Source organism: Pseudomonas sp. NPDC087697, from assembly GCF_044743155.1.
In the GTDB taxonomy this organism is placed as follows: domain Bacteria; phylum Pseudomonadota; class Gammaproteobacteria; order Pseudomonadales; family Pseudomonadaceae; genus Aquipseudomonas.
The window spans coordinates 31,002-43,986 of sequence record NZ_JBIUVW010000027.1; the positions used below are offsets into that span (position 1 = coordinate 31,002).

Annotated in this window: 10 protein-coding genes and 1 pseudogene; 4 read left to right on the forward strand and 7 right to left on the reverse strand. The window is 61.0% G+C overall.

Annotation, left to right across the window (positions count from 1 at the left end):
- Nucleotides 1-196: 196 nt before the first annotated feature.
- The 3 genes and pseudogenes from ACIPIN_RS18315 to ACIPIN_RS18325 all read left to right on the forward strand — a co-directional run bounded on the left by ACIPIN_RS18315 (nt 197) and on the right by ACIPIN_RS18325 (nt 3,172).
- Nucleotides 197-1,006: a TatD family hydrolase gene (locus ACIPIN_RS18315; RefSeq protein WP_401120727.1), complete on the forward strand. Its 810-nt coding sequence runs from the start codon at nt 197-199 to the stop codon at nt 1,004-1,006.
- Nucleotides 1,007-1,126: 120 nt separating this feature from the next.
- Nucleotides 1,127-2,608: a methyl-accepting chemotaxis protein gene (locus tag ACIPIN_RS18320; protein ID WP_401120728.1), complete on the forward strand. Its 1,482-nt coding sequence runs from the start codon at nt 1,127-1,129 to the stop codon at nt 2,606-2,608.
- Nucleotides 2,609-2,809: 201 nt separating this feature from the next.
- Nucleotides 2,810-3,172: pseudogene (locus tag ACIPIN_RS18325) on the forward strand (terminase).
- Nucleotides 3,173-3,177: 5 nt separating this feature from the next.
- Here ACIPIN_RS18325 and ACIPIN_RS18330 read toward each other — a convergent pair.
- From ACIPIN_RS18330 to ACIPIN_RS18340, 3 genes are all read right to left on the reverse strand, one after another.
- On the reverse strand, nt 3,178-3,975 hold the full coding sequence (locus tag ACIPIN_RS18330) for an acyl-CoA thioesterase (RefSeq protein WP_401120730.1): 798 nt from the start codon (nt 3,973-3,975) through the stop codon (nt 3,178-3,180).
- Nucleotides 3,976-4,247: 272 nt separating this feature from the next.
- The gene (locus ACIPIN_RS18335) at nt 4,248-5,015 is read right to left on the reverse strand and encodes a CHAD domain-containing protein (RefSeq protein ID WP_401120731.1); all 768 of its coding nucleotides are present in this window, start codon (nt 5,013-5,015) and stop codon (nt 4,248-4,250) included.
- A gap of 96 nt (nt 5,016-5,111) precedes the next feature.
- Nucleotides 5,112-5,390 carry a hypothetical protein gene (locus ACIPIN_RS18340; RefSeq protein ID WP_401120732.1) on the reverse strand — a complete coding sequence of 93 codons (279 nt, stop codon included), beginning with the start codon at nt 5,388-5,390 and terminating at the stop codon, nt 5,112-5,114.
- A 225-nt stretch (nt 5,391-5,615) separates the two neighbouring features.
- On the opposite strand from ACIPIN_RS18340, the gene ACIPIN_RS18345 reads away from it, so the two are divergent.
- Nucleotides 5,616-6,653 (forward strand): patatin-like phospholipase family protein, encoded by a 1,038-nt coding sequence (locus tag ACIPIN_RS18345; RefSeq protein WP_401120733.1) that lies wholly within the window; start codon nt 5,616-5,618, stop codon nt 6,651-6,653.
- A 124-nt stretch (nt 6,654-6,777) separates the two neighbouring features.
- Here the strand turns inward: ACIPIN_RS18345 and ACIPIN_RS18350 are convergent, their stop codons facing one another.
- The 4 genes from ACIPIN_RS18350 to kdpB all read right to left on the reverse strand — a co-directional run bounded on the left by ACIPIN_RS18350 (nt 6,778) and on the right by kdpB (nt 12,985).
- Complete coding sequence (locus tag ACIPIN_RS18350) at nt 6,778-7,476, reverse strand: response regulator (protein WP_401120734.1); 699 nt, start codon at nt 7,474-7,476, stop codon at nt 6,778-6,780.
- A gap of 48 nt (nt 7,477-7,524) precedes the next feature.
- A complete protein-coding gene (locus tag ACIPIN_RS18355) occupies nt 7,525-10,176 on the reverse strand; it encodes a DUF4118 domain-containing protein (protein WP_401120736.1) in 2,652 nt (883 codons plus the stop codon).
- Nucleotides 10,177-10,307: 131 nt separating this feature from the next.
- Complete coding sequence (kdpC, locus tag ACIPIN_RS18360) at nt 10,308-10,853, reverse strand: potassium-transporting ATPase subunit KdpC (RefSeq protein ID WP_401120737.1); 546 nt, start codon at nt 10,851-10,853, stop codon at nt 10,308-10,310.
- Between the two features lie 53 nt (nt 10,854-10,906).
- Nucleotides 10,907-12,985, reverse strand: coding sequence for a potassium-transporting ATPase subunit KdpB (gene kdpB, locus ACIPIN_RS18365; protein ID WP_401120738.1), 2,079 nt, complete (start codon nt 12,983-12,985; stop codon nt 10,907-10,909).

Sequence of the window (12,985 nt, forward strand, 5' to 3'; positions counted from 1 at the left end):
TTCGAGCAGTGGGTCGACAGAAACAGAGCGCCTGGAGCGCTGGCATAGTGCGAAAGACTGGAGCAGCGACGGCCAGTTGGTCCGTCGAAGCTCTCTTCCGGCATCAAAAGACAGCTTTAACTCTTTGTAGTTCTTGGTTTTTATTATATTTCTACAGCTCTGGTATGCTTTCCGGCCGCAGGCCTAGGGTCACACCATGCAACTCATCGATATCGGCGTCAACCTGACCAACCCCAGTTTCGCCGACAAACACCAGGCGGTACTCGACCGTGCTTATGCCGCTGGCGTCTGCCAACTGGTGCTGACCGGCACCAGCGTCGAGGGCAGCGAACAGGCCCTGGAACTGTGCCAACAACTGGACGAAACCGGGCAGCGACTGTTCTCCACCGCCGGTATTCACCCGCATTCGGCCAGTGACTGGAATGCCGACAGCGCTCAGCGTTTACGCAGTTTGCTCAAAGAGCCAAACGTGCGTGCGGTAGGTGAATGCGGGCTGGATTTCAATCGCGACTTCTCGCCCCGTCCGCAACAGGAAAAAGTCCTCGAAGAGCACTTGGCAATGGCGGTCGAGTTGCAACTGCCGGTGTTCCTCCATGAGCGCGACGCCAGCCAGCGCCTGCTGGAAATCCTGCGTGACTTCCGCGACCAGTTACCGGCCGCCGTGGTGCATTGTTTCACCGGTGAGCAGCGGGCACTGTTCAGCTATCTGGACCTCGACCTGCATATCGGCATCACGGGCTGGATCTGTGACGAACGCCGCGGCACTCACCTGCACCCGCTGGTCCGCGAGATCCCGCGTGGGCGCTTGATGCTCGAAAGCGACGCGCCGTATCTGTTACCCCGCAGCCTGCGCCCCAAGCCAAAGAACGGGCGCAATGAACCGGCGTATCTGACCGAAGTGCTGCGTGAAGTGGCCTTGCATCGTGGTGAAAGTCTGGAAGACGTAGCGGCCCACAGCACCGCGTGTACGCGAGCGTTTTTCGGGTTGCCGTCGATCACCCGATAAACACAGATCCCACATTGAAATGGCGGGGGCTTATTGACCCACATCAAAAGCCCCTTCGCTGAATAACGGCACAATAATGGCACCTTGCCAAAACTGTTTCCGCTATCAGAGAAGACCTCCATGGGTGCCTGGCTTAGCAACATCTCGCTGAAGTACAAATTCTGGGCGGTCAACGCGGTCGCCTTCGTCACCACCCTGCTGCTGGTGCTGTATGCCATGCAACTGGAGCAACAAGCGCGCAGCCAGGCTTTACGGCAGTCGGCCGTCGCTCAAGCGCGGCTGATCAGCGGCTGGCCGGTCGGCCAAGTCTTGCCTGAAGCCGAGCATTTTCTGAGCTTCAGTAAAGGCCAGACACCCACGCTGAACCAACAGCCACTGCCCGAATTGCGCGATGCCAACGGCTGGGTCGAAATCAATGACATGCCGCTGTTTGGTGAAAACCCGTTGATGGGTGCCGAGGTGCTATCGCGTGCCAACGGCGAGAGGATTGCCGTTCTGGCCTATGGCCCGAGCCTGAGCCAGGTGTTCGGCGAACGATTTGCCAACTACGCGGCGGCCGTGTTCATCCTGATGCTGGCAATGCTCGGTGCCTCGCAACTGTTGATTCGATTCCTGCTCGCCCAGCTCAACACCCTCAAGGATGTGATGCTCCACGTCGAAAAAACCGGTGACCTGTCGGCTCGTGTGCCGCTGGCCTGCTCGGATGAAGTTGGCCAGATGGCCAGCGCCTTCAATGCCATGCAGGCTGGCTATCAGCGCGTGGTCAACACTGTGGCCAACACTGCTCGCCAACTGGATGTCGGAGCGGCGCGTCTGGCCGCCAGCATGAACGACGTACGCCACGGCATGCTCGGCCAGCAAAGCGAAACCGATCAGGCCGCCACCGCCATCAATGAGATGTCGGCCACGGTCTATCACATCGCTCAACATGCCGGCGCCACTCGCGACCTCTCGCAAACCGCCGACACCCTCGCCGGCAGTGGTCAGGAAGTGGTCAGCCGGGTACAAAAGTCCATTGCCGGGCTCTCTACCGGGGTGCAGCAAACCGCCGAGATGATTCAGCGTCTCGCCGAAGACAGCCAGAAAATCAACGGTGTGGTCAGCGTGATCCACAGCATCGCCGAGCAAACCAACCTGCTGGCCCTGAACGCCGCTATCGAAGCGGCGCGCGCCGGGGAAATGGGCCGAGGCTTTGCGGTGGTCGCCGATGAAGTGCGTAATCTGGCCAAACGTGTGCAGATCTCTACCGACGAAATCACCACCATGGTCTCGGCGCTGCAAGCCGGTACACGGGACGCGGTGAATTTCATGCAGGAGAGCTCGTTCAAGGCCGACGATTGTGTGCAACAGGCTCAAGAAGCTGGCGCCGCGCTGGCAGAGATCACCGGTGCAGTGGCGCAGATGCGCGAAAGCAACACGCAGATTGCCGTGGCGGCGGAACAGCAGAGCCAGGTCGCAGAGGAGATGAACCGTGCGGTGGTGAGCATCCGTGACGTCACCGTGAACACTGTGCAGCAGACCGTGGATTCAGCCACCACCAGCAATGAACTGGCGACGTTGGCCGGCGAGTTGAGCAAGGCGATCGGGCAGTTGAAACTCTAAGGGCCCCATCGCGAGCAGGCTCGCTCCCACATTTGATCGCATTCCAATGTGGGAGCGAGCCTGCTCGCGATAGCGCCAGACCAGTCACCATCAATATTGACCATGCCCCCTATCACTTCGATAGCCAACCTTGATTCGCCGCCTGCAATTGCCCCACCTATCCTTCAATCATGTGTTCAACACGGATCGAGGATTACCAACATGGGCAAACGTCACCCCAACCTTCCCGCCTGGCAATGGCGTGCATACCCGCAAAACCACCAGCACCCGACCAATCTGGTGCTGCACCTGATTGCCGTGCCGCTGTTTATCGTGGCCTTTCTGTTGATCGTTTCCGGGGTGTTCAGCCTGAGTTTTCTGAACGTGGCCATCGGCGTCGTGGGCTTACTCGCCGCGCTTGCTTTGCAACGCCACGGTCACAGCCTGGAGGCGTAAGCCTGCGAGCCGTTCAGTGATCGCAAAGATGCTGTGTCGCGCTTACTGGTCGAGCAATTCCTGACGTTCCCGCGGTTTCTCCTCAGCGGCGGCTGGTGGCGCGCCTGGCGCAAACGCCATCATCGCTAAAGGTCTTACGCGAAAATAGTCACCGTCTGCCGGCTCAGGGCAATCAACTGCCCTTCAGTGCTCCATAGCGCTGCGGCGGCGTGACCATATCCGTCACGGGCATGTTCGATTTCCACAAGATATTTGCACCAGTCCAGCGTGCTCAAGGCCTGCAACGGCTGAACGAATTCGATGGTCCAGGTCAGGGTGCTGCCCGCCGCCGGTTTCTTCAGGTGCGGCAACAACGCCGGCGGCCAGGCATCCACCAGCGCCAGAATGTGCGCTTCAGTGACCGGCTCTTCTTTGACGTCGCCACGCAAACGTACCCAACCGCCCATTTCCCGGGATTTATTCCCGGTAAACGGCAATCCGCCGACACTCCAACGCATCGCCAGGTGGCGCATGAACTCGGGTGTCACGCCTTTGATGTAGGGCAGTTCCTGGCAGTCATCCCAGTGTTTCATCTCGGGTGCCGGCTCGGCCACCACCTCGACTTCGGAAGGACGGGAAGCGCCAAAGCTACCCTGAACCAGCGTTACCACCTGACCGTTCTGCACGACTCGCCCCAGCACCTGGCTGACCGCTTTGCCTTCGCGCAACACATCCACTTCAAAACTCACGGGCACACCGGGTTCGACCGGGCCGACAAAAGTGATCGCCAACGAACGCACCGGGCGATCCGCCGGGACTTTCGCGCGCATGGCTTCGTACTGCAAAGCGGCTACCAAACCACCGAAACTGGCGCGGCCCTGGGCCCACTCCGCCGGAATAGACAGCTCATGCGGCGAACTGCGCACGGCGTCGAGCAAATCGGAAAAGCGCATGGAAACCTCAAGGCTGGGAAAGGATTGAAGGATCTTAACCAGCCAGCAGCGCCTGTACAGCGCCTATTCCGGCCAAAGAGGCTGACAGATAGGCCGGATCCAGCGACGAATATCGATCCGTAGCAGCTGCCGAGCCCGCGAGGCTGCGTTCGAGGACGCAGTCCTCGCCAATCCTGCACACGCGGTTTTCCTGAAAGAACACATTGCCTGATTTTACGACCGCTGCGCGCTCGAACGCAGGCTTCGCCAACTGCTACGAAAAGCAATCAGTGTCAATGCTTGAAGCAGGCAGAGCTGAGTTTGTCGAGCACCCGATCGGCGCGGCCTTCAGCCTTGGCCATGGTCACCCGCCAGACCGCCACGCACGGCAGCAAATCGGGCTCGTGCTCGGCACGGGCCAGCCATTGCCAGCAATCGTGCCAGTCGCCGAGGGCTTCTTGTGCCGACTTGAGGCGTGGCATGGCCGCTTCGGGCAAGCGGTCCAGTTCGGGATAGGCTTCGATCGCATAGCGCACGCGTTTGATCAGCAGACGCAGACGATGGCGGTCATGTGCGGGATCGTGCAAAGCCACATCCAGCGCTTTCCATTGCTTGGCCAGACGTTTCTCGATGCGCGCCCGCAAACCCTTGAGCAAACCTTGACGCTGGGAGGCGCGCAAAAAGCGCGGAAAGGCGTCGAGGATCATCAACAGCTGCGCCAATTCCGGGCTGCCTGCCACGGCAGGATAGGCTTGCGCCATTTGCACCATTCGGCGCTTGGCCGCGTCCGTTTGACCATGCGCCAGCAAATACGTCGCCAGCACTTCACGGTCGCGCAACGGCGTCGTCAGGCTTCCGACACCCGCCGCTGCCGCTTCGAGTTGCTCGACACCGGGCAAGCCACGCAATGGCCGCAGCAGGCTGCGTAGACGGCGAACCGTCGTGCGCAAGTCATGCAACGCTTCAGAGTCGGTACTGGCGTTCAGTCGCGCCTGACAGGCCAGCAAACGCACTTCCAGCCCCAACACCTGAGCCACCAACCGATTCACCAACGCAGACATTGCTTTCTCCAAAGTGACTACCACCATCAGATCGCAAGCTTACGCCCATGCTGGCCCTAAAACCGGGTGCCGACATTGCGCTACGTCATTGCAGACTCAACGCCCCGCGCGGGATTCGCGAATATAGAAACGTGCCTTCTCGGCCTTTTTGGCGCAGCCCTCGTAGGCTTCGAACTGCTGCTGGGTCTTGGCGCCGGTCAACAACGACAATGCCTTGGAATAACTCACGGTGCCGGCGAAACCCTCAGCCTTGGCGATGTCCAGCTCATGCCAGGCGGCGTCCAGTTGGCTACCGCAACTGTCACGATAGGCGGTTTTACCCGCACAACCAGCCAGTACTAACGCGATCAATGGCAGACAGATCCAGGCTTTCATCAATGATTCCTCGAGGTATAAAAAACAATCGTGCAGGGTAAGACGGCCAACGCCGCAAAAAGTGCCTCAGCCCATCCATTGAAACTATAGCGTCCGCGAGAATACCCATGTGCCGTCTTTGAGTATCGAAAAAACGACGCTCACGGCTCACTCCCGATTCTTCATGATTGAAGCACGCCCCTCATTGGGTGCATTGTTGAAGCCTGGTTGATGAAGGGGCGAGTCATGAAAAAGCGTGTCGCATTGGTGCTGGGCTCAGGCGGCGCCCGGGGCTACGCCCATATCGGGGTCATCGAAGAAATCGAAAGGCGCGGTTATGACATCGCCTGCATCGCCGGTTGCTCCATGGGCGCCGTGGTCGGCGGCATCTACGCCGCCGGCAAACTCAACGATTACCGTGACTGGATCGAGAGCCTGGACTACCTTGATGTACTGCGCCTGGTGGACGTGAGCTTTCGTCTCGGGGCAATACGCGGCGAGAAAGTTTTCGGGCAGATCCGCAAGATCGTCGGCGAGATCAACATCGAAGACCTGCGCATCCCCTACACCGCTGTGGCCACTGACCTGACCAACCAGCAGGAAATCTGGTTCCAGGAAGGCTGCCTGCACCAGGCAATGCGCGCCTCGGCGGCGATTCCAAGTTTGTTCACGCCAGTGATGCAAGGCAATCGCATGCTGGTCGACGGCGGCCTGCTCAACCCGCTGCCGATTGTTCCGGTGGTATCGAGCCATTGCGACTTGATCATTGCGGTCAACCTCAACTCGACCAACCAGCGGCACTATCAACTGCCGGTGATCCAGCGCCCTGCCGCGTTCAAAAGCCGTTTCGACAACCTGATCAACTCCCTCGGTTCGCGCCTGCCCTTCCGCCGTAAACAGGCCGAACAATTGCTGCTCCTGGAACAGGAAGCGCTGCGCAGCGAAGCCGCCGAAATCAACCCCTGGCTCGAATCCGCCGCCCCCGAAGCGCAGCAACCCGCCGCAGCGCCGGAAAGCGACGGCACACCAAAATCCGCCACTGGCTCATTTATTATCGACAACGTTGGCCCGGCCTCGTTGCTGGACTTGATCAACCAGAGTTTCGAGGTGATGCAAACGTCATTGGCGCAGTACAAGATCGCCGGTTATCCACCGGACATCGTGATCAACGTGCCAAAGCGGGTTTGCCGGTTTTTCGAGTTCTACAAGGCCCCGGAGCTGATCGCGCTGGGACGGGAGATTGCCCGGGATACGCTGGACAGGTATGAGAATGAGCGCGATTGAGGATCTGGAGATTCTCGAGTGACTGTCCGGGCCTCTTCGCGAGCAAGCTCGCTCCCACAAGGACGGTGATGAACCTGTGGGAGCGAGCTTGCTCGCGATAGCTATCACCTAGTCGCCACAAAAATCAAAGCCCAGCCTCATTCAACAACCGATACCCCACCCCCGCCTCGGTCAGGATAAACCTCGGCCGGGTCGGATCATCCGCCAGTTTCTGGCGCAGGTGCCCGACCACAATCCGCAGATAATGGCTATCTTCGGTGTGGGTCGGGCCCCAGATGTCCTTGAGCAGTTGCTGTTGGGTGATGACTCGCCCGGCGTGGCGCGCCAGTTGCGCCAGCACCGCGTATTCCTTGCGGGTCAGCGCCACTTCGGCGTCGTCCAGCAACACCCGTCGATACGCCAGATCGACCGTCAACGGACCGAATTTGAGTGCCGCTTCCTGGGCTTCACCCGCCGGCGCCTGCCGCAACAAGGCGCGGATCCGCGCCAGAAACTCCTGAATGCCGAACGGCTTGGTCACATAGTCGTTGGCGCCGCCATCGAGCGCCTCGACTTTCTGCCCTTCGCTGGCGCGCACGGACAGCACCAGCACCGGTACCGTCGACCATTCACGGAATTCGCGCAGCACCTGTTGGCCGTCCATGTCAGGCAGGCCAAGGTCGAGTACCAGCAAGTCCGGCTTGTTCAGCGCGGCCTGGGCCAGGCCTTCGGTGCCGGTGCCGGCTTCAAGCACTTTGTAGCCCTGGGAGGCCAGGCTGATGCGCAGGAACTTACGAATCTGCGGTTCATCGTCAATGACCAAAATGGTCGCGGTCTGGCTCATGGTTTCAAATCAGCAAAAAGAGGTGGCAAGAGAGTAGCGCACGCAGCGTCAAGCTTCACTTTCAAACCCTGGTTGCTCCTGCAGTGGCAAGTGGATAGTGATGCAGGTGCCGCGCCCGCCGATGCCATCTGCGACGCTGATCCGCCCGCCATGGGCGCCGACCATGCCCTGACAGATCGCCAGACCCAGCCCGGTGCCCTGCCCGCCCCGATCACCACGAGCGGCGGTGTAGAACATGTCGAAGATCTTCGCCCGTTCGTCCTCGGGAATGCCCGGGCCCTCGTCAGCCACGGAAAAAAACAGTTCGCTTTCAGTCACTCCGGCACTCAGTTGCAAGCGGCCATGGGCCGGCGAAAAGCGCGCGGCGTTTTCCAGCACATTCACCAGCGCCTGCTCGATCAACGCTGCGTGTACGTAGAGCAACGGCAACTCGCCCGGCACATCGGCGCTCACCTGCAGCGGCGCCAGCACTGCGCGCAAACGGTTGAGCGAACTGCCGACGATATCCGCCGGCGACACCCAGTCCCGCGCCAGCTTCAACGCACCGTGACCCAGGCGCGTCATGTCCAGCAGGTTCTGGATGTAGCGATCAAGCCGCTCGGCTTCATCGCGGGTGCCTTCAAGCAACTCACGGCGATCCTCCAACGGGATCGCCTCACCCAGCGCCAGCAAGCTGTCAATGCTGCCGCGCATGGACGTCAGCGGCGTGCGCAAATCGTGGGACACCGAGGCCAGCAACGCGCTGCGCAATTGTTCGGTTTCACCGTGCAGACGCGCCGCCTCCAGGTCTTCAGCCAACTGCGCACGGGCCAGCGCCTGAGCCAGTGGCTGACTTAACGCGGTCAGCAATCGCCGACGCTGGCCGCTGAGCTGCTGCCCCTCTTTCGGGCAAACGCCCAGCAAGCCCAACGGCCCGTCTTCGACCGACAACGGCCACCACCACCAACGACCGAACGGTAAAGTCCCGGTGCCCATGCCGGCCGGTTGATCGTGCTGCCAGGCCCAGTCGGCGGCAGCGCTCTCGGCTTCGGAAAACTGCAACGGGCCACCGGTTTCAACCTTCCAGCCGCCCTGCCCGTCACGGTTAACCAGACACAATTGCAGATCGTTCCAGCCGACCAGATGCTGCGCCGCCGCGCTGATCACCGCTTGCCGGTCGGTGGCGGCGGTGAGTTTGCGCGACAGGTCGAGCAGTTCGCTGGTTTCTTCCTGAGTGTCGCGCAAGGCTTCCAACTGTCGCCGCTGGCGCGCCGCGAGGTTACCGGTGAGCGCGGCCATCAACAGGAAAAACAGCAGCGTCAGCACGTCTTCCTCACGCTGAATCGCAAAGGAGAAGGTCGGCGGAATGAACAGAAAATCGTAGGTCAGAAATGACAACGCCGCACACGCTAACGACGGTCCGAGGCTGCTGCGTACCGCCACCAGCAACACCGCCGCGAGAAACACCAGCGAGATGTTCGGCAAAGGCAGGATACTCGATACCGCCCAGGCCAAACCGCTGGCCAACACCGTCGCCAAAAACGCCAGCACATAATCGAACCAGACCAGCGAATGCGCCGAACGCTGACGCGGTTGGTACTGTTCTTCATCGCTGTCGAGGACGTTGATTTCCAGTCCTCGGGCATTGCGCAACAAGCGTGAGGCCAACCCGCCGCCGAACAGTCGACGGCGTAAACGCTGATGCGACTGGCCGACCAGCACCAGACTGGCACGGCGTTCGGCGGCGTGTTGAATCAGGGTTTTCGCGACTTCGCCAGCGCGCAGCAACACCACCTCGCCGCCCAGCCGTTCAGCCAGTTGCTGAGCGCTTTGCAGGCGCAAACGCGATTGCTCGTCGCGCACGCTGCCGTTATCCACATGCACCAGACTCCACGGCAAATGCCGACGTTGCGCGACCCGACTGGCATGACGCACCAGACGCTCGGCCTGGGCGTCGCCATCGACCCCCACCAGCAAACGACCGCGCACGGCCGGCGCCGCCTGGCCCAACTGTCGATAGCCACGACTCAGGTCATCATCGACCTGCGCCGCCGCGGTTTGCATCGCCAGTTCGCGCAGTGCCGTGAGGTTGGTTTGGGTGAAGAACGCATCGATCGCCGCTCGCGCCTGTTCCGGTACATAGACCTTGCCGTCACGCAGTCGCTCGAGCAGCTCGCGTGGTGGCAGGTCGACCAACAGCAATTCGTAGGCTTCTTGCAGCACCCAGTCGGGCAGGGTTTCGCGGACTTGCACGCCGGTGATCCCGCGCACCTGATCGTTAAGACTTTCCAGGTGCTGGACGTTGACCGTGGTGAATACGTCGATGCCCGCTGACAACAACTCCTGAATGTCCTGCCAGCGCTTGGCATGTCGACTGCCCGGCGCATTGCTGTGGGCCAGCTCATCAACCAGCACCAGTTTCGGCTTGGCCTTGAGCAGACCGTCGAGGTCCATTTCCTCGAGCATCACACCACGGTATTCCGAGCGTACCAACGGCTGCTGCGGCAAACCACCGAGCAGCGCTTCGGTTTCCGCCCGACCGTGGGTTTCCACCACTCCGGCAATGATTTTCACGCCCTGGCGCAGCTGGGTGTGGGCAGCTTGCAGCATGGCGTAGGTTTTGCCGACACCGGGGGCTGCACCGAGAAAAACCTTGAGCCGGCCACGACCATCGCGGGGTAAATCAGCTAACAGTGCGTCGGCGCGGCCGGAGTCGCTCATGCTTGAAAGTCTCTGTTTGTCTGTTGTTCAGGTGGTGATTGCAAAACCGTCATCGCGAGCAGGCTCGCTCCCACAGGTTCATCACCGTCCTTGTGGGAGCGGGCTTGCTCGCGAATGGCAGCACCGCGGTCTTACAGCTTTTCCAGCGCGATGTTCAATTCCAGCACATTCACCACCGGTGGGCCTACCAACGGCCGCTCGATGTGGGCGTCCAACAACTGCTGCAGTTTAGACACCGGCAAATCACGCGCCGCGGCAACCCGCGCCAGTTGATAGGCAATTGCCGCCGGTGGCAAGTGTGGATCGAGGCCGCTGGCAGAGGTGGTCAGCAACGCCAATGGAACCGGCCCTTGCCCCGGCACCAGCAGTTTGTTGGCGTCGTCGATTACCCGGGTCGCCAGGGCCGGATTGCTTGGCGACAGGTTGCTGGCGCTGCTCGAAACGGTCGCAAATGCACCGGCCGATGGCCGTGGGTGGAACCATGCGTCACCGACAAAATCCTGGGCAATCAGGGACGAGCCGCGCACCTTGCCATCGGCGTCACGCACCAGGCTGCCATTGGCCTGATCAGGGAACGCGACCTGGGCGACGCCGGTTACCACCAGCGGATAAGCGACGCCAGTGATCAGGGTCATCAGAACAAGCAGGCTCAAGGCCGGACGGATCATAGTGGACATTTCAAAAACCTCAATTCAGGTGAACGCCGCGCCTGGGGCGCGGCGTACAGCGGTTACACCAGATGCAGCGCCGTCAGCAGCATGTCGATCAACTTGATGCCTACGAACGGCACCACGATGCCGCCCACGCCGTAGATCAGCAGGTTGCGACGCAGCAGGTGCGCAGCGCTCGCGGCCTGGACGCGCACACCGCGCAACGCCAGCGGGATCAGTCCGACGATGATCAGGGCGTTGAACACAATCGCCGAGAGAATCGCGCTCTGCGGACTGGTCAGGTGCATGATGTTCAGCACGCCCAGTTGCGGGTAGATCGAGGCAAACAGCGCCGGCAGGATCGCGAAGTACTTGGCCACGTCGTTGGCGATGGAAAAGGTCGTCAGCGCGCCGCGGGTCACCAGCAGTTCTTTACCGATCTGCACCACGTCCAGCAGCTTGGTCGGGTCGCTGTCGAGGTCGACCATGTTCGCCGCTTCGCGCGCCGCCTGCGTCCCGTCGTTCATTGCCATACCGACGTCAGCCTGAGCCAGCGCCGGTGCGTCGTTGGCGCCGTCACCGCACATGGCGACCAGACGACCGTCGTTCTGCTCGTGACGAATGCGTGCGAGTTTTTTCTCTGGTGTGGCTTCGGCCAACACGTCATCGACACCGGCTTCAGCGGCAATCGCCGCAGCGGTCAGCGGGTTGTCGCCAGTCACCATGACGGTGCGAATTCCCAGCTTGCGCAGCTCGGCGAAACGCTCGCGAATGCCGGGCTTGACCACGTCCTTGAGGTGGATTGCACCAAGCAACTTGCCCTCGGCGCACACCAACAACGGCGTACCACCGCTCTGGGCGATCTTGTCGACTTCCCGGGACATCGACGGTGGCATGTCGGCGCGAGTCAGGCCGACGAAGGCCAACACCGAATCCACCGCGCCTTTACGATAGACGCGTCCCTGGTAGTCAACACCGGACAGGCGGGTTTCGGCACTGAACGGTACAACGGTCAGTACGTCAGCAGACGGCTCGGCCTGTGGATAAAGTCCACGCAGGTACTCGACAATCGACTTGCCTTCGGCCGTGTCGTCCGCCAGCGAGGCGAACAATGCACCTTCGGCCAGCTCCTTGGCACTGACACCCGGCGTTGCATAGATCGCGGTGCAACGACGGTTACCGAAGGTGATGGTGCCGGTCTTGTCCAGCAGCAACACATGCACGTCACCTGCCGCTTCTACCGCACGGCCGGATTTGGCGATCACGTTCAGCCGCACCAGACGGTCCATGCCAGCGATACCGATAGCTGACAACAAGCCGCCGATGGTGGTTGGTATCAGCGTCACCAGCAGCGCCACCAGGAACACCAGCGGCAGGGTGCCGTTGGCGTAGTGGGCGAAGGGTTGCAGGGTCACGACCACCACCAGGAAGATCATGGTCAAGCCGATCAGCAGAATATCCAGCGCCACTTCGTTCGGGGTTTTCTGGCGCTTGGCGCCTTCAACCAGCGCGATCATGCGGTCCAGAGTCGACTCACCGGGGTTGGCGGTGATGCGCACCAGCAACCAGTCGGACACCAGTCGAGTGTTGCCGGTGACTGCTGAGCGGTCACCGCCGGATTCGCGAATCACCGGTGCGGATTCACCGGTAATCGCCGCTTCGTTAACCGCGGCAATCCCTTCGATGACCTCGCCGTCACCGGGAATCATCTCCCCGGTTTCGACGCGGACGATATCGCCTTTGCGCAGTGTGGTGGCCGGTACCACTTGAAAGCTGCCATCGGCTTTTTTACGACGAGCGCTGAGACCTTCGCTGCCTGCCTTGAGGCTGTCGGCGCGAGCCTTGCCGCGACCTTCCGCCAGGGCTTCAGCGAAGTTCGCGAACAACACGGTGAACCACAGCCACAGGGCGATTTGCGCCGCGACGAAGGTTGGCACCGCGGCGTCCGGAATGAAGCACAGCACCGTGGTGAGGATCGCGGTCAGTTCGACCACCAGCATCACCGGCGAGCGCTTCAACTGCCGTGGGTCGAGTTTGACAAAGGCTTGTACCGCCGCCGGCCGCCACAGGGCCGAGATTGCGGTTTTAGGGTGTTCAGCCGGTTGGGCTGGCGCTGCTTGTGGTGCGGTTTTTTTCGATACACGAACGGGCATATTCAT